The sequence below is a fragment of the Terriglobia bacterium genome, assembly GCA_020073495.1.
In the GTDB taxonomy this organism is placed as follows: domain Bacteria; phylum Acidobacteriota; class Terriglobia; order Terriglobales; family Acidobacteriaceae; genus JAIQFD01.
Genome location: JAIQFD010000001.1, coordinates 111,876 through 128,007, shown reverse-complemented (window position 1 = coordinate 128,007; position 16,132 = coordinate 111,876). Strand labels below are relative to the sequence as shown.

General features: G+C 62.0%; 19 protein-coding genes. 6 read left to right on the top strand and 13 right to left on the bottom strand.

Annotation, left to right across the window (positions count from 1 at the left end; genetic code table 11):
* Window positions 1–27: 27 nt before the first annotated feature.
* From LAN37_00580 to LAN37_00540, 9 genes are all read right to left on the bottom strand, one after another.
* Window positions 28–750, bottom strand: coding sequence for a formylglycine-generating enzyme family protein (locus LAN37_00580; GenBank protein MBZ5645699.1), 723 nt, complete (start codon window positions 748–750; stop codon window positions 28–30).
* A 6-nt stretch (window positions 751–756) separates the two neighbouring features.
* Window positions 757–975, bottom strand: a complete 219-nt coding sequence (gene iscX, locus LAN37_00575; GenBank protein MBZ5645698.1) for a Fe-S cluster assembly protein IscX — start codon at window positions 973–975, stop codon at window positions 757–759.
* Window positions 976–1,036: 61 nt separating this feature from the next.
* Entirely contained in the window at window positions 1,037–1,450 is a 414-nt protein-coding gene (locus tag LAN37_00570; protein ID MBZ5645697.1) for a 2Fe-2S iron-sulfur cluster binding domain-containing protein, read from the bottom strand.
* A 3-nt stretch (window positions 1,451–1,453) separates the two neighbouring features.
* Entirely contained in the window at window positions 1,454–3,358 is a 1,905-nt protein-coding gene (gene hscA / locus LAN37_00565; GenBank protein MBZ5645696.1) for a Fe-S protein assembly chaperone HscA, read from the bottom strand.
* 71 nt (window positions 3,359–3,429) lie between these two features.
* The gene (hscB, locus tag LAN37_00560; protein MBZ5645695.1) at window positions 3,430–4,119 is read right to left on the bottom strand and encodes a Fe-S protein assembly co-chaperone HscB; all 690 of its coding nucleotides are present in this window, start codon (window positions 4,117–4,119) and stop codon (window positions 3,430–3,432) included.
* Between the two features lie 159 nt (window positions 4,120–4,278).
* Window positions 4,279–4,695: an iron-sulfur cluster assembly accessory protein gene (locus LAN37_00555; GenBank protein MBZ5645694.1), complete on the bottom strand. Its 417-nt coding sequence runs from the start codon at window positions 4,693–4,695 to the stop codon at window positions 4,279–4,281.
* A 49-nt stretch (window positions 4,696–4,744) separates the two neighbouring features.
* Complete coding sequence (gene iscU / locus LAN37_00550) at window positions 4,745–5,167, bottom strand: Fe-S cluster assembly scaffold IscU (protein ID MBZ5645693.1); 423 nt, start codon at window positions 5,165–5,167, stop codon at window positions 4,745–4,747.
* A gap of 55 nt (window positions 5,168–5,222) precedes the next feature.
* Complete coding sequence (locus LAN37_00545; GenBank protein ID MBZ5645692.1) at window positions 5,223–6,437, bottom strand: IscS subfamily cysteine desulfurase; 1,215 nt, start codon at window positions 6,435–6,437, stop codon at window positions 5,223–5,225.
* A 70-nt stretch (window positions 6,438–6,507) separates the two neighbouring features.
* Window positions 6,508–6,972 (bottom strand): Rrf2 family transcriptional regulator, encoded by a 465-nt coding sequence (locus LAN37_00540; GenBank protein MBZ5645691.1) that lies wholly within the window; start codon window positions 6,970–6,972, stop codon window positions 6,508–6,510.
* Window positions 6,973–7,377: 405 nt separating this feature from the next.
* Between LAN37_00540 and LAN37_00535 the strand changes: the two genes are divergently transcribed.
* Both LAN37_00535 and LAN37_00530 read left to right on the top strand, forming a co-directional pair.
* Window positions 7,378–7,530: a hypothetical protein gene (locus tag LAN37_00535; protein MBZ5645690.1), complete on the top strand. Its 153-nt coding sequence runs from the start codon at window positions 7,378–7,380 to the stop codon at window positions 7,528–7,530.
* Window positions 7,531–7,645: 115 nt separating this feature from the next.
* Window positions 7,646–8,020 carry a response regulator gene (locus LAN37_00530; GenBank protein MBZ5645689.1) on the top strand — a complete coding sequence of 125 codons (375 nt, stop codon included), beginning with the start codon at window positions 7,646–7,648 and terminating at the stop codon, window positions 8,018–8,020.
* 3 nt (window positions 8,021–8,023) lie between these two features.
* On the opposite strand, the gene LAN37_00525 is transcribed toward LAN37_00530, so the two are convergent.
* From LAN37_00525 to LAN37_00515, 3 genes are read right to left on the bottom strand one after another with little or no spacing between them, the layout of a single operon-like run.
* The gene (locus LAN37_00525; protein MBZ5645688.1) at window positions 8,024–8,557 is read right to left on the bottom strand and encodes a hypothetical protein; all 534 of its coding nucleotides are present in this window, start codon (window positions 8,555–8,557) and stop codon (window positions 8,024–8,026) included.
* An 8-nt stretch (window positions 8,558–8,565) separates the two neighbouring features.
* Complete coding sequence (locus tag LAN37_00520) at window positions 8,566–9,117, bottom strand: hypothetical protein (protein MBZ5645687.1); 552 nt, start codon at window positions 9,115–9,117, stop codon at window positions 8,566–8,568.
* Window positions 9,107–9,673, bottom strand: coding sequence for an RNA polymerase sigma factor (locus tag LAN37_00515; protein MBZ5645686.1), 567 nt, complete (start codon window positions 9,671–9,673; stop codon window positions 9,107–9,109). Before LAN37_00515 ends, LAN37_00520 begins: the two co-directional genes overlap by 11 nt.
* Before the next feature lie 160 nt (window positions 9,674–9,833).
* On the opposite strand from LAN37_00515, the gene LAN37_00510 reads away from it, so the two are divergent.
* The 4 genes from LAN37_00510 to LAN37_00495 all read left to right on the top strand — a co-directional run bounded on the left by LAN37_00510 (window position 9,834) and on the right by LAN37_00495 (window position 14,596).
* Window positions 9,834–10,055 (top strand): hypothetical protein, encoded by a 222-nt coding sequence (locus LAN37_00510; GenBank protein ID MBZ5645685.1) that lies wholly within the window; start codon window positions 9,834–9,836, stop codon window positions 10,053–10,055.
* 16 nt (window positions 10,056–10,071) lie between these two features.
* Window positions 10,072–10,440: a DUF1801 domain-containing protein gene (locus LAN37_00505; protein ID MBZ5645684.1), complete on the top strand. Its 369-nt coding sequence runs from the start codon at window positions 10,072–10,074 to the stop codon at window positions 10,438–10,440.
* 488 nt (window positions 10,441–10,928) lie between these two features.
* Window positions 10,929–12,167, top strand: coding sequence for a PEP-CTERM sorting domain-containing protein (locus tag LAN37_00500; protein MBZ5645683.1), 1,239 nt, complete (start codon window positions 10,929–10,931; stop codon window positions 12,165–12,167).
* A 251-nt stretch (window positions 12,168–12,418) separates the two neighbouring features.
* Window positions 12,419–14,596, top strand: coding sequence for a tetratricopeptide repeat protein (locus tag LAN37_00495; protein MBZ5645682.1), 2,178 nt, complete (start codon window positions 12,419–12,421; stop codon window positions 14,594–14,596).
* A 92-nt stretch (window positions 14,597–14,688) separates the two neighbouring features.
* Here LAN37_00495 and LAN37_00490 read toward each other — a convergent pair whose 3' ends face one another.
* Window positions 14,689–16,023: a hypothetical protein gene (locus LAN37_00490; protein MBZ5645681.1), complete on the bottom strand. Its 1,335-nt coding sequence runs from the start codon at window positions 16,021–16,023 to the stop codon at window positions 14,689–14,691.
* Between the last annotated feature and the right edge of the window lie 109 nt (window positions 16,024–16,132).

Here is a 16,132-nt window from a genome sequence, read left to right as displayed (position 1 = left end):
CGCGCCTTCGGTGGCGGAATCCCCGCTCTACTTGCCGCAAGCCACGCGGAAGCCGTAGTCCGCGTACTGGAAATGCGGCGGGATGCTGGAGCGCGCGGCGCAGCGCGCCACCTTTACGTGATGCCGCCATGAGCCTCCGCGCGAGGCGCGCCGTGTGCCCTCCGCGGGGCCGCTGGGATTGCGCTGCGGCGACGCGGCGTAATAGTTGGCGTCGTACCAGTCGCTGCACCACTCGTGGACGTTGTCCCCGATGTCGTAAAGCCCGAAGGCGTTGGGCGCGTAACGTCCTACCGGTTCCGGGCCGGTCAGCCAGCGGGTCGCATAATCGGGCAGCGATTGTGGCGGCTCATCGCCCCAGGGATACTGCTTGCCATCCTCCCCGCCGCGCGCGGCGCGCTCCCACTCCGCCTCCGTTGGAAGGCGGCACTTGCGGCCGGTCACGCGCGACAGCCACTTGCAGTACGCAACGGCCTCGAACCAGGACACGGCGACGACCGGCTGCTCGGGATTGCAGAACAATGGATCATTCCAGTGCGGAGGCGCGGGCGCATTCGCCGCGTCCAAGTAGCGTGCGTAATCGGCGTTCGTGACCTGCCGCGCAGCCAGTTCGAATGCGTCCAGCCAGACGCGATGGACCGGCCGCTCATTGTCCTGCCCGGTGTCGCTCCCCATCAGGAACCAGCCCGCGGGGATCCGCGCCAGGTCCGGTTCTATGAAGGGCAGGGAAGATGTGGGTGTCGCTAGCGGCATGGACGCTTATTCCTGCGCGTCTTTCCACTCCTCGTGCCAGGCCATCTGGATGGCCTCGAGCTTGCCCTCGTTGGATGCCCTGGGATCATCGACAAAGCCGGGCAGCTCGATGACGTAGCGGTGCAGGTCGGTGAAGCGGACGGTGAGCGGATCGATAGCAGGGAACTTTTCCGCCAGCACAATGCCGATGTCGTCGGCGTCATCCCAATGAAGATCGTTCATCATACTTTTGTCCGGTGCGGCAGCCGTCTCAGCAGCCGGTGTAAGCGCGGCTGCAGCCGTGCCCTCAGTGGTCTCCGCCCTCGGAGACGTAGTTGCGGTTCCAGGCGGGGATCTCGACCACGATCTTGCCCGGCTTGGTCACACACGCCTGGCAGCCCAGGCGCGAATTGAGCTGCAGGTCGGCGGCCATGTCGAGCCGGTCGGCCTCGTCATCGTCCATCTCCGAGAGGCAGTCCGCGCCTTCCTTCACCCACACGTGGCAGGTGGTGCAGGCGCAGTTGCCCCCGCACGCGTGTTCGAGATGGATGCCGTGATTCAGCGCGACATCCAGCAGCGATTCTTCCTTGCCATGGTCCTTGTACGGCAGCTTGCCGTGCTCGAACTCCACCGTCTTGCCTTCCGGCAGGAAGGTCACGGACACGGTGTTGGTCTTTTCTTCCACGGTCGCGGTACTGCTGCTCGACTTCTCTTCTGCCATAGCCTAACCCTTCCTGATCTCGGCGGGCGCGATGGGATGCGGCGCCGCGGGGCCTTCGCCCACGTCCGCCGTCTCCATGGTCTTGCCCTTGAGCGCCGTGGCCACGGCCGAATCCATCATGAGCTCGGCCAGATGCATTGTCGCCTGGTTCAGCGCGTCGATGGCATTGCGGATCGCCTTGTAATCGTCTTCCTGTTTCACCGCGGCCAGCGCCTTCTCCAGCTTCTCGATCTTGTTGCGCTCGTCGCTGCCCAACTGCTGCCACGCCGGGCCCTTCTTCGCACGCTCCAGCGCGGTGAAGATGTTGTCGGCTTCGATCCGCGCCTCGGCGATCTGCCGCACCCGGAAGTCTTCCTCGGCGTAGTCGAACGACTCCAGGATCATGCTCTCGACTTGCTCGTCGGTAAGCCCGTAGCTGGGCTTGACCTGGATCTCGGCGGCCTTGCCGCTGCGCTGCTCGCGCGCCGATACGTGCAGGATGCCGTTGGCGTCGATGAGGAACTTCACCTCGATGCGCGGCAGGCCGGCGGGCATCGGCGGGATCCCCTTCAGATCGAAGCGCGCTAGCGAGCGGCAGTCCTTCGCCATCTCGCGCTCGCCCTGCACCACGTGGACAGCAACATTCGTCTGCCCCTCCACGCCGGTGGTGAAATGCTCGGTCGCCGACGCGGGGATGGTCGAATTGCGGTGGATGATCTTCACCACGCCGCCGCCCAGCGCCTCGATGCCCAGGGAAAGCGGCGTGACGTCGAGCAGGAGCATGTCCTGGGTGGCTTCCGAGCCGCCGGCCAGGATGTGCGCCTGCACCGCCGCGCCCAGCGCCACCACCTCGTCGGGGTTCTGCTCGGCGTGCGGCTTGCGTCTGAACAGGTCTTCGACCAGCCGGCGGACCTTGGGGATCCGCGTCGAACCGCCCACCAGCACGGCTTCGTCGATCTGCTCGGGTTGGAGCGCGGCGTCGGACATCGCCTGTTTCACCGGACCCACCGTGCGATTCAGGATCGGATCCACCAGTCCTTCGAACATTGCACGCGAGACCTCACGCCGGTATTTCTTCCCACCGGCCAGCTCGAGGTCGATGTGCGCAACCTCGCTGGAGGAGAGCGCAATCTTCGCGTCGATGACGTCCTTGCGGATCGCCTGCACGGCTTCGCCGTTGCGCCGCAGGTCGAGCCCGAGGTCGCCCTGGATGTCGTCGAGCGCGATCGTGATCAGCAGGTTGTCGATATCGTCGCCGCCCAGGTGCGTGTCGCCGTTGGTCGCGATCACCTCGAAGATGCCCTCGCGCAGCTTGAGGATCGAGATGTCGAACGTGCCGCCGCCCAGATCGTAGACCGCGATCGTGCCTTCCTTCTTCTTGTCGAGGCCATAGGCGAGCGATGCTGCGGTCGGCTCGTTCACCAGACGCATGACTTCCAGGCCGGCGATGCGCCCCGCGTCTTTCGTGGCCTGGCGCTGAGCGTCGTTGAAGTATGCGGGCACGGTGATGACCGCCTTGTGCACCGGCGCGCCAAAGTAGCGCTCTGCGTTTTTCTTGAGCTGTCGCAGGATGAAGGCGGAGATCTCCGGCGGAGTGAACTCGTGGTCGCCCAGCTTGATGCGCAGCACCTCGCCCGGTTTGAGGTCTTCCGCCAAGCGGAACGGGAAGAACCGCAGTTCGTCCTGCACGTCCTCGATGCCGCGTCCCATCAGGCGCTTCACCGAGTAAACCGCGCGCTCCGGCGTCTCGATCAGGTGCTTGCGCGCGGGATTGCCTACCACGACGTTGCCGCGCGGGTCGAGTGCGACGATCGAGGGCACAAGATTCGAGCCGTCCTCGCCCGGGATCACCACCGGCGTGTCGCCTTCCATGTAGGCGACCAGCGAGTTCGTCGTTCCGAGATCGATGCCTACGATGCGTTCACTCATTGGCAATTTCAAATTTGTAATTTGTAAAGTTCCCGGCCGACTCTCTTACTTTGCAAATTACAAATCGAACTCTACAAATCCAACTCCGCCTTCACGTCGCGCACGAGATTCGCGATGTACTTGCGCCGGTTGAGCAGCGCGACCATCGCGTCGCGGACGCGCAACCGCTCCGGGTCGCTGACCTGGCCATTTCCCTCAGCCTGATTGTGAAAGGGAAGAGCGTCCCACTCCGTCCAAAGCTTCTTCAGTTCGGCGTCGGTTGCCGCCAGCTTCTGCTCGAAGTCGTTCTTCTTCTGCTGGAGTTCACCTTTCAGGCTGTCTTCCACCTCGCCCATCTTCTTGCCCGCGCGCAGCTCCTCGAGTTGCATGTTGAGCTCGAAGACCTCCTCCAGCAGGTCGGGCGGGACCACCTGCTTCTTTTCCTCGCCGCTGGCGCGCGCCTTGTCCGTCGCCGCTTTCGACTGCTCCTCCAGTTGCACGCCTTCCAGCTTCAGCAGGTACGCCGTCCTCGAGATGGGATCGCGCAGGGTACGGTAGGCGTCGTTGAGCTGGGAACTCTTCTCCAGGCTCCACTCGGCTTCCGGTCCTCCCGCACCCACATACAGGTCGGGATGCAGTTTGCGGCTCAGGCGGTGGAATTCACGCTCCAGTTCGGCGACGTCGATGTTCAGCTTTCGCGGCAGCCCGAAAAAAGTGAAGTAGTCAGTGGGCGTGGCCGGCTGGAGCTTGCCGCAGGACACACAGAAGTGGGCCGCGCGCATGTCGCCGCACGACCAGCACTGCCCGGTCTGCGAGGTGTCGCCGAAAATAGGTAGCGCGGTATCGGGTTTGCTATTCGTTGCCATAGAAACGAATCGGGCTTCGGAGCATCGGCGGGATTCCATTCGCCTGATGACCCGATCGCCCGATGGTCCGATCTCCTATGCCGAGAAAGACGACCCGCAGCCGCAAGACTTCTGCGAGTTGGGGTTGACGAACGCGAACCCCTGCTGCATCAGCGTCTCGGTGTAGTCGAGCGTCATGCCGTGCAGGTAGATGTACGACTTGGGGTCGACGAACACGCGCACGTCACCGAACTGGAAGATGCGGTCGCGCTCGCGCGGCTGGGTATCGAAGCGGATGTTGTAGCTCAGCCCTGAGCATCCGCCGCCAGAAACACCGAGCCGCAAGCCGCCCTGCGCCGGGTCCACGCCTTCCTTCGCCATCGCCGAACGGATGCGCGCCAGCGCCTTCTCCGTCACCTGGATGCCCTTGGCAGGCGCCGACGGCTGCGCAGGCCCCTGCGCCATCCGCGCGGGCTGCTCTGACTTCACCGAGTTGTCGGTTTCCGTCGCCATTTCTAACCCAGTGTCATCCCGAGGGGCTTTAGCCCCGAGGGACCTGCTTCTAGTGCGCCGCCTTTGCCTCCGTCGGCTGACTCGACGCTACACCATTCTTCTTTTTCCAGTCAGTGATGGCGGCGCGGATCGCGTCTTCCGCCAGGACCGAGCAATGGATCTTCACCGGGGGCAGCGACAGCTCGCGCACGATGTCGGTGTTCTTGATCGACATCGCCTCATCCACCGTCTTGCCCTTCACCCACTCGGTGGCGAGCGACGAAGAAGCGATGGCCGAGCCGCAGCCAAACGTCTTGAACTTCGCGTCTTCGATGACGTTGGTCTGCGGGTTGACCTTGATCTGCAGCTTCATGACGTCGCCGCACTCCGGCGCGCCCACCAGGCCGGTGCCCACTTCCTGGGCGTTCTTGTCCATCGACCCGACGTTCCGGGGGTGGGTGTAATGATCCAGGACCTTATCGCTGTAAGCCATGTCTTCTCCTAACCTCTTGAAACTAGAAACTAGAAACTAGAAACTAGAAACTTCTTCATTCCGCCGCCCACTTCACTTGCTTCAGGTCGATGCCTTCCTTGGCCATCTCGTACAGCGGCGACAGTTCGCGCAGCCGCTTCACCGTCTCGATGACCCGCGCTGCGACGTAATCCACTTCCGCTTCCGTATTGAACCGGCCCAGACCGAAGCGGATCGAGCTGTGCGCCAAATCGTCGCCCGCGCCCAGCGCCTTCAACACGTACGACGGCTCCAGTGTCGCCGAGGTGCAGGCGCTCCCGCTGGAGACCGCGATGTCGTTGATGCCCATCAGCAGCGACTCGCCTTCCACGTAGGCGAAGCTGATGTTCAGGTTGCCGGGCAGACGGTGCTCCATCGAGCCGTTGATGTACACCTCGTCCAGCTCGCTGAAGATCTTGTCCTTGAGCCGGTTGCGCAGCCCCGCCAGATGGCAGGCTTCCTTCGGCATTTCCGCCGACGCGATGTCGCAGCACTTGCCTAGCCCTACGATGCCCGGCACGTTCAGCGTGCCCGAACGCATGCCGCGCTCGTGCCCCCCGCCGTCCATCTGCGCCACCAGTTGCACGCGCGGGTTCTTGCGCCGCACATACAGCGCGCCCACCCCCTTCGGCCCGTACATCTTGTGGGCCGAGATGCTCATGACGTCGATGTTGTCCTTGATCACGTTGACCGGCACCTTGCCCACGGCCTGGGTCGCGTCGGAGTGGAAGATCACGCCCTTTTCGTGGCACAGCTTGCCGATCTCGGCGACGGGTTGGATCACGCCGATCTCGTTGTTCGCGTACATGATCGTGACCAGGATGGTCTTGTCATCCATCGCCCGCTTCAGGTCTTCCAGATCGATGAGCCCATCTTTCTGCACAGGCAGGTACGTGACGCGGTACCCGTACTTCTCCAAACGCTTGCAGGTGTCGAGCACGGCCTTGTGCTCGTCCACCACGGTGATGATGTGGTTGCCCTTTTCCTTGTACATCTCGGCGACGCCCTTGATGGCCAGGTTGTCGCTCTCGGTCGCGCCCGAGGTAAAAATGATTTCCTTGCTCGACGCCCCGACCAGCTTGGCGATGCGCTCGCGCGCCTGCTCCACCGCGGCTTCTGCTTCCCAGCCGAACTCGTGATTGCGGCTGGCGGCATTGCCGAACTTGTTGGTGAAGAACGGCATCATCTCTTCCAGCACTCGCGGATCGACCGGGGTGGTGGCGTGGTTGTCCATGTAGATCGGGAGCTTCACGCCCGGGGGTAGGTTGCCATTGCCGTTGGTGCTCATCTTCCTTCTCCTAAATGAATGCCGTTTGCGGCGGCTAGGTCAGCGAAACCAGTTCTTCGACCTTCACCGCTTCCGTACCGTTCTTCTTCGCCGAACCATCCTGCATGTCCCAGATGCTGATCCGGCTCAAAACTTCCTGGATGCTCTCGTTCACCTTGCGCAGCGGCTCGCGGACGGTGCACTTGTCCGTCTGGTAGCACTCGCGTCCGGCCGACGTGACGCACGAAGTGATGAACAGCGGCCCCTCGATCGCCTTGATGACCTCGAACGCCGAGATCGTCCGCGGATCACGCGCCAGCGAGTACCCGCCATTGATGCCGTGGCAAGATTGGAGCAGCTTCGCCTTCACCAGCTTCTGCAGGATCTTGGCCAGTAGCTCTGCCGGGATGCCGTAAGCCTCGGCGACGTCTTTGGCGCTGAGCGCACCTTCCTGGGTGTGCTCCGACAGGTGGCGCATCGCCATCAGCCCGTAGTCCGCTTTCTTGGTCAGCTTCAGCATGCAGCTATCAGCCTAACTCCGACCAATTTGGTCGTATATGATTTTAGTCACACTCAGGGTCCTCGCGCAAGCCCTAGCAGGGAATGGTAACACTACGCAGCGAACGGTAACTTGCACATCCTTAATGGTTTGACTATTCCCGACTTAATTAGTCGCATTTTTTGTGTGGGCTTAGCATGAACTTGTGGTTTCTTGCAGTCGGGGCAGTGTTGGAACCCTTCCGGCGCTCTCCGAGACGACCCTTATTAGGATCAGCGAGGCAAGCAGCAATGTCCGGTCATCCCGCTTCGTTCTTGACAACCTGTTCGCTCAGGCTAAAATACCCAAAATTTTCCGGTGCGATTCCGGATTATGAGTACATCCCGCCAGTCACCATCCGCCGCTACACCGAAGCAGAGAACTAGCATGGACAAAGTCTGCCAGCATACGCGCGTCCGCGTGGTGGCACGCGACGAAGACTCGGAATTCGTTGAGTGCCTCGACTGCGCGGAAGTCTTCGAGGCCAGTGAATTCAAGGATATGGCCATCGAAGAACGCACGAAGCTCGACGAAAGCTGACCGCCGCCCTCCCTGCCGTGACCTCGAAGTCCGGGGTGCGCCCGCGAACGCGTAATTACCGGGGTCACTTGCCCGCCGCAGAGCCGGGTGATACCGTTCCCCGCCAAGAGCCCCTATGCCTCAAGTCGCCCTGGTGGTCGATGATTCGATGCTGGTACGCCACACCGTGTGCCGCTTCCTGGAGGAGCGCGGCTACGAGGTGGAGTCCGCCACCAACGGCGCCGAGGCCTTGCAGATAGTGGGCTGCCTTCGGCCGGACCTGATCATCACCGACCTGGTGATGCCGCGCATGACCGGCCCGGAACTGATCACGGCGCTCAAGTCCAATCCCACGACCGCGGCCATCCCCATCGTCGTCCTCGCCGGCCGCCGCGGCGGCAAGGGTTTGCAGCCCGAACTCCGCGCCGACTATGTCATCCACAAGGACATCGACATCGTCGCGCAACTGCAAACGGCCTTGGCCAAGCTGTTCGCCCCCAGCGCCTGCTGAGCGTCACTTCAAACGGGTCACCACGGCATCCACTTCGAACTTGTGGGTGGTGTTCACATCGTCCCCGCTGGAGACCGGGACCTTCTGGCCGGGCGAAACGATCTGCTCCGCGGTGAAGCGGACGCTGCGCAGCACGGGCATGCCGCCGGGCGTGCTGGGCTGTTCGGGCGCCAGGCTGCTCAGGTCGAAGCGCGTGGTAAGCACCAGCTGATCGCCCTCGCGCTGCAGCCCGGTGTCGATGCTGATGCCGATGTCGAGGTAGTGCGGGCCTTTCTCCCCGGGGATGGGTACGCGGTTCCCCAGACGGATCTGGGTCCACTTCACATTGCCGCCGAAGGGTTCCTGGACGAGCGTCTCGTAGTTGCGGGAATTGATGCGCTTGCCGTCGGCGATCTCCGAAACGATGTATTGCACGCGGTAGGTGGCCGCCGGCGGCCGCGCCGTCTGCTCCGTCGGCTTGTCCTGCTGGGCGGCGGCGGCGATCGCCACCAGGAAGATCAGTACGGCTGCGAACATCAACGTCTTGGTCGTGTGCATGGCTTCTCCTAATCTCCTTGCGGATCGGGCCCGGGAAGAGGCTGGATCTCAATGGGGTCAATCGTGATCCGGCTGATGATGATTTGGCCCGCGGACTCCGTCTCACGGGCGGCCACGGTCTGCACCGCGGCGAGGTTCTGGGCCAGACGCGCCAGCAGGGTCTCCTGCTGGGAAACCGGCTCAGGAGCCGGGAACTTCTCCAGATTTGGAGCGCGCGCCGAAACTTGCACGGCTGTACGGCGGGTCGCCTGACGCTCCGGAGCGTGGGCTACGACCTGCGGCTCCGGTTGCGGCGCGGGGATCACCGGCGTCGTGCTCGCCCTTTGCGGCGCAGGCGGCTGCGGTTTCGTTCTGTTCGCGAGCGACAGGCCGATCACCATCGCCAGCACCGCGGCCGTCGGGACCGCGACCAGCCAGGGCTGCGTCCACCAGCGACGCTGCCGTTGCTTGGCTTGCAGCGCGGCGATGACGCGGATCTCCAGCCCCAGCGGGGGCTCTGCGCCGGCATAGCGCCGCAGCCCTTCGTCGATCAATCGGTCGAATTCGTCGTTATGTTCCATGTTGTGATCCGACATAAGCAGCCAACTTTTCTTTCAAGATCTGCCGGGCGCGGAAGACCCGCGACCGAACCGCCGCCTCCGGGATGCCGAGCACCGCCGCAACCTCGACTCCCGCCATCTCCTGCATGGTCGAGAGCACCAGCGGATCGCGCAGTTCACGGGGCAGGGCGGCGATCATGCGGGCCACCACTTCCGCCATCTCCTGCCGCTCGACCTCGTGCTCCGGCGAGGCCGCCGGCGACCTCGGCTCAGCCACGTCTTCCAAGTCTTCCGTGTCGCGGGCGCCGCGGCGGCGGTCGGTGACCACGTTCCAGGTGATTCGCGCCAGCCAGGCCCGCATGTCCTCGACTTCGCCCAGCCGGTCCTTGCGTCGCAGCACGCGCAGGAAAACCTCCTGCACGATGTCCTCGGCGTCATGGCTGTTGCGGAGGGCGGTATAGGCGATCTTGAAGACCAGCCGGGAATGCTCGCGGACCAGCGCTTCCACGTCCTGCTCCGCGGTTTCCTTACTGGCGAGTATTCCGGTCAAGATCGCCTGCTCCGCCACCGCCATCATTCCCAGCCTCAGTCGTAAAGACGGTAGGGCTGCGGCGATGTTCAGGAATTTTGCCGGCGGAATCTCATCACAGAAGCCCACGTTCGAGGGAGAAATAAGAAAGCCGTGGACTGCTCCGGCAGGTCTGGCATAGACTCGCGCGACTTTTGAGGAGGAGATCATGCGGAATCGCCGCCCATCGTGGGCGCTCATCCTGCTGCCCGTCATCGTCGGCTTGACCGGGTTGTCCACGCTGATGCAGAGGCCAAGCTTCGCACTCATCCGAACGGTGGATGTCGTGCAGCTCCTTGGCTCCGGAGTGTGCTTCGGCGTCGCTATGGCGGCCCTGGGTTTCTGGTTCCGGAATCGGCGTGGGGAAAACAGCGGCAATCCAGTCCGGTGATTATGCGGAAAAAGCCATGAAGCGGAAGACTCCCAGGGATATTGACGACTACTTGGACCGGTTTCCGCAAGAAGTGCGGCAGCGCTTGACGCAGATGCGCCTTACGATAAGGAAAACCGCGCCCCAAGCCAAGGAAAAGATCAGCTACGGCATTCCCGCATTTACCTTGGACGGGACTCTGGTCTGGTTCGCGGCCCACAAGAGCCATATCGGGTTCTATCCGGGCGCTGCGGCGATCACAGCGTTCAAGAAAGAACTATCGGCATATAAAGGAGCGAAAGGCTCGGTGCAGTTCCCCTTTGACCAGCCCCTCCCGCTTGCTCTGGTCAGGCGGATGGTGAAGTTCCGGGTGAAACAGAATTTGAGCAAGAAGAAGGAAAAGTAGCTCGAGCCGGGTGCCTGGCAGAGGTACCAGCGCTTCACCATCCACGCGGAAACGGAGCCAGGAGAATAGATGCTGTCCTGCCTTTGCAGGGCAAGAACGATGCTGGTGAGAAGGGGATTGTTCGCCAGTTGTCCTGCGGAGCACCAGCCACAGGCGCTTGACCCTTGGCGGGACGTCTCAGTAGTCAACAAAAGAAAAGCCGCCCCGCAGGACGGCTTTCCTGTGGAGCCCTTCCCGCTGCGCGCCCGTTCCGGGGAGCAGCGTGCAAAGATGTGCACATGAACTGCAAGTTTCTGCGTTGCAGAATCCATCTCCGCCCTTTGCGGCGTCATCCCCGGGTGTCTTGACTTCCCGAATGTATCGTGTTGTGAGCAAGTTAGGCGAGATGCATCGTGCCACGACTCTCGCCCGGCGATGGCCCTGTAACTGCTCACCGTCTTGCATCACGGGGGTGCAGGATTATGCACACGGCCAGACACGTCCTACTGTTGTGTCTCCTCTGTACGACCGCCACGCTGGGCATCGCTCAGATCACCGAGACCGTCAACACCAGTGCGTCTGGTACGGTGAATTACTCCGGCGCCAGCGTCTCGGCGGGTCCATGGCCCTTCTCCAACTTCGGCATCAAGGCGTCGGCGTCCTACGGGTTTGGCCCGGCGAATGTGGGAGTCGGAGGCAACACCCAGTTCCTCTTCCCGCAATACACTCCCGGCACGATCATCAATCCATTGGATATCATGAACATCGGCTACACCCCCAACTGGACCGGCTCGGTCTCGAGTGCGGCATCGTTCGACGCTTCGGCGAGCTTCCACTACAACATCGGCCCCTTCGGCGGCGACTTCAATCTGTTCAACCGCAGCCTGAATACAAGTCCATCCGCCAACCTGGTCAGCGGCGGACAGCTCTTCTCGGGCGCCACCCAGAGCAACGCGAGCACCCCCATCGGCACTTTCGGCGTGACTTTCAACGCGCTCTTCGCCTCGGCCACGGCGAGCGCCAGCCTGAATCTTTTCATGAAACAGAATGTGTCCTGGAATCCGTCCACGCAGTACGGCTACTACTGGTGGACGAACCAGTCCGGCACGCTCTCGGCTGCGGACACACTGCACTGGCAGTCCGTCACCAGCGGCCCCCTGGGCTTCACATTCCCGTTCAATCCGGGGTTCATCCACCAGCCCTTCGACCTCAACATCCTGCCCGGCATTCGCCTCGACATGCCCTTTGGCCAGTCCTCGTTCCTCGGGCTGGGCGTCAACGGCCACCTGGGGGTCGATCTGTTCGGCAGCACGGTCGTGAACTACAACTTCCCGCCGGTGCAGGCTGCGTTCCCGTTCTCCCTGCTCGCCGGGAACTACGACTTCAACCCCGACTGGTACGCCGGTGACTTCTACAGCCTGCCGCTGGAATTCAACGATCTCAATTACACCGTGCAGGGTTCGCCGCAGCTCGTGTTCCAGTCCTTCGTGGGTAACACCGGGCCGGATCCGGGCAACAACCAGTTGACCGGCTCCTGGCTGCAGGTCCCGGGTGTCACGGACCAGCCCGATCCTCAGGTACCCTGCGTGCCGGGTGGTCCTCCGATCTGCGCTCTCAACGATCCCTCGATCAATCTCGGCAGTGTTCCAGTCGTCACTTTCACCGAGAGCCAGGTTCCCGAGCCATCGACCATGGTGCTGCTGGCCTCCGGTGCCGCCTTCCTCATCCGCCGGCGTCGGCAAGAATGATTCCTATCCGCCGCCGGGTCCAGCGTTGCGTATCCCAGTGGTCCTTCCATCGCCCAGGCGGGTGCGGAAAGGCGTGGGACAGACTAACTGTGGAGAACAGACCTTCTCACCGGTTACCGCGACAGCCCTCGCGACGCTTCCGCCGGGAATTCCGATAGGACATCGTCGCCGAGCGACAGCCGGACCACCTTCCGTACTCATTCCCCGGCCCTCTTCCGTCCTATAATCCGCTCACTCGGGATACTCCATCCATGGAAGCGACCACAACCGGCCAGGCCCCCGCACGCGAGGCGCTGTGGATCTACAACCCCGCGCTTGACCTGATCGTCGGCTGCGGCGCATGGTCCGCGCCCCTGCTGCTATTCGCCTACGCGATGGGGAACTCCAACCTCTTCGCTTGGTCGGTCGCGTTCTACGCCCTTGCCCTCTTCTTCAACTACCCGCACTACATGGCGACGCTCTACCGCGCCTATCACACGGCGGAGGACTTCCATCGTTATCGCATCTTCACCGTGCACATCACTTTGGTAGTGGCGCTGACCGTCGTCCTGTCGCACTTCTATCCGCGGCTGCTCCCCTGGGTCTTCACCCTGTACCTCACCTGGAGTCCCTGGCACTACACCGGCCAGAATTACGGGCTGTTCATGATGTTCGCGCGCCGGGCCGGAGCCCAGCCCTCGCGCGCCGAGCGCCACGCGATCTATTGGGCGTTCCTGCTCTCGTACCTGATCCTGTTCGTCGGCTTCCACACCGGGCCGTCGTCGGACCCGCTTTTCGTCTCCCTGGGGATCCCGGGCCGCGTGTCCACAGCGCTGAGCCTGGCCCTGGCCGCCGGATTCGTCGCGTGTTCCGGCTTCGGACTGTGGCGCTTGACGCGCGCGCTCGGCCTGCGTGACTTGGTCCCTCCGCTGGCGGTCTTCTCCACCCAGTTCCTGTGGTTCCTGTTGCCGACCGTGCTTTCGCTGACCAGGGGATGGCAGGTTCCGCAGAGCCGCTACAGCACCGGCGTGCTGGCCGTGATGCACGCCGCGCAGTATCTCTGGATCACCAGCTACTACGCCCGACGCGAGGCCACCGCCGCGGGCGTCGTCCGCTGGCGCCCGCTCGCGTACTTCGGCGTCCTGGTGCTGGGCGGGATCGCCCTGTTCGTCCCCGGTCCCTGGCTGGCCAGTTACGTTTTCCATTTCGATTTCACCAGCAGCTTCCTGATCTTCACCGCACTGGTGAACATTCACCATTTCATCCTCGACGGCGCCATCTGGAAGCTGCGCGACAGCCGCATCGCCAGTCTGCTGATCGACTCAAAGCCACAGGCCTTTGCGGCCCCACCCGGCCGGTTGACCGCGACGGCGCGCCGGCTGCTGGGGACGTCCTGGCTCGCTCGTGCGGTGCGGATCGCGGTCGCCGTCCTGGTCCTCATGTGGGCGGGGTTGGACCAGGTGCGCTACGCGCAGGTGGTGGATGGGGCGCTGCCCCGGCTGCAAGCCGCCGCTACGCTCAATCCATTCGACGCCAGCCTCCAGATGCGCATCGCCCGCAAGCAGGCGGATGCCGGCGCACCCGACCAAGCCGCGGACGCATGGCAGCGCGCCGCGGACGCCGATCCATCCAATCCCGTCCCGCGCATTGCGCTGCTTCGTTATCTGATCGAGCAGAAGCGTTTCCCGGACGCCTATCGGCTTACGCGCGGGTGGTTAGCGCGCGCGCCGCGGGATGCCGACCTGCTGGTCAACCACGGCATCCTTGCCAGGCAGCTCGGACACACCGAGGAGGCCGTCGAGAGCTGGCAAAAGGCTCTCGCCATCTCTCCGGCGCAGATCAACAGCCACCTCTATCTGGCCGATGCCCTGGAATCTCAGGGAAAGTTCGTCACGGCCATCGCGCACTACGCCGCGTATCTCGACGGCGTGGCTCGCGCTGGTCTCGAGAATCGTCCTCCCGCCAATGAAACCGCCGCGGTCGTGCTGAAACTCGCGCGCTGTCAGGCGCAGGCCAAGCAGCCGGCGCAAGCGGAAGTATCCTATCGTCTGGCCGATACCCTCGTTGAGAGGAGTGGAAACCCGAAGCTGATCGGCGCTGTTCTCGCGGAGCATGCGGAGTGGGAGGCGACGCAGGGAAACTCACCCGACGCCTTGCGCCTGTACCAGCGCACCCTGAAGCTCTATGAAGGGATCAACGACCCGGGAGCCGAGGCCGCTGCGTGGTACCACTACGGGCTTTTCCTGCGCGATCGCGGCCTGCCTTCGCGTCTCGCCTATGCTTCTTTGTTGAAGTCTGAGTCGCTGCTGCCCGCCACCTCCGATTCAGGCGAACGTGACACCGTCAGCCGTGCCCGCAAGGAGGTGGAGAAAAGCCTCGGCGCCGAAGCTGCTGCCATCCGCCGCAACCCGAAGCCGGCAATCTCCGAAGCGGCGGCGCTCACCATGTAAGACGCGTTACCGCGCGAGCCTCGGGCGGCTTTCACTGAACCTCAACTACTCACAAAATCCGATGCCCCGAATGTCTAGTTTCATGGGGTGCACTACATCGTTTTCCCATAAATCGTGATGTAGCCGCGTCCCGAGATCTGAGTGGTTAAGGTTCCATTGGTGACGTTGGAATCTGGATGCTTCCCGCCCAAGCTATCGGTAATACCGTAGGTTCCTGCTGGAAGATTCGATACCGTGATGGTATCTTCTGTGGCCGCCTGAACGACCACGACATACTTTCCATTGGTGTTGATAAAAGCGACGGGGTCCGACCGGGCATTATTCGTCTTCGCATCGATGCGCACCGCTCCAGGCCTTATGTAGTGGAAATATTGCCGGTAATTGATGGCATTGGTTTGCAGCTTTATATTGTTCTTCGCATCGACCGCATAATAGCCGTCGTTGTTGGGCGCATAGCTTATTTGCGCCAAGGCATATTGCTCCCAAGAGGAATTGTTTCCTTTCTTCAGGCCATCGTGAAGCCAGGACCCGTTCGCGATACTTGCCGCCTCGTTCATCGCCGTATCGAATCCATATTGAACGCCAAGCGCCGCAATTTGCTGGATTTCTTGACCATAAGCATCTGCATACTTGTCATACATGTGGTAAGAAAACTCGGCAATAAGCGGCAGCGCCCCCCGAACCGCAATCACTTGCCTAAAATAACGTATTGCATCCTTGACGAACGCCGGAGAGGGTAATTCGAACTTAGGATTGTAGCCATTGGCATGTAGCACGGCAGCGGTCTTGACCAGGGCGGGGCCCATGAGCGTGCCATCCGACCAAGCGGGTGCGTTTTCAGGTTCATTGCACATTTCCCAGGTATCGGGCACGAACCCAAACGTTTGGTCCATGTGTTTGAAGACGGCTAAGACGAACCTCGCATAATAAGCAGGATCGCTATGAAGATAACCGCTGTGGGTCCGGAAGGCGTTATAGGTCCCGGTGAAATAAAATCGCTCCCCATTGGCCTCTACCCGCTGCTTCATGGGCAGAACCATGTTATTGATCTGAAAATCGACCGCAGCAAATTGGAAGCCCTTCAAATCAACAACATCTGGATTGCGGCCACTGGACACCACGTCTATCGGGTGTTTATACGTGGCCTCAAAGGATATTTGGCCTGCAAGATACTTGCCCCATAGACCGTCATCCGGGCCCTCGATACCGGCGCCAAACAGGAATCGGATCCTATTCACACCTAAATCGTTGGCTGCGTGATCGTAGAGACTATCCTTGTATTGGTTAAATCTCGAAATGAAAACCGGATAAGTCGGCGAATGGGGCCCCCCTTCTAAACCATCTTCGTATTCCCATCCTGAGATGGTCTGGTGGTGAACACTGGGATCCAACGTGATTTCGGTTTGTCCAAAACACACGTTGATCAATCCTAAGACTGCCAGGGTTGTGAGGAAACAAGCCCAAATCGCTGACTCTGAAATGCGCAGTCGCTTTCTTATATTCAATAGCTACCTGCATTCACATCGTAATGGAAGC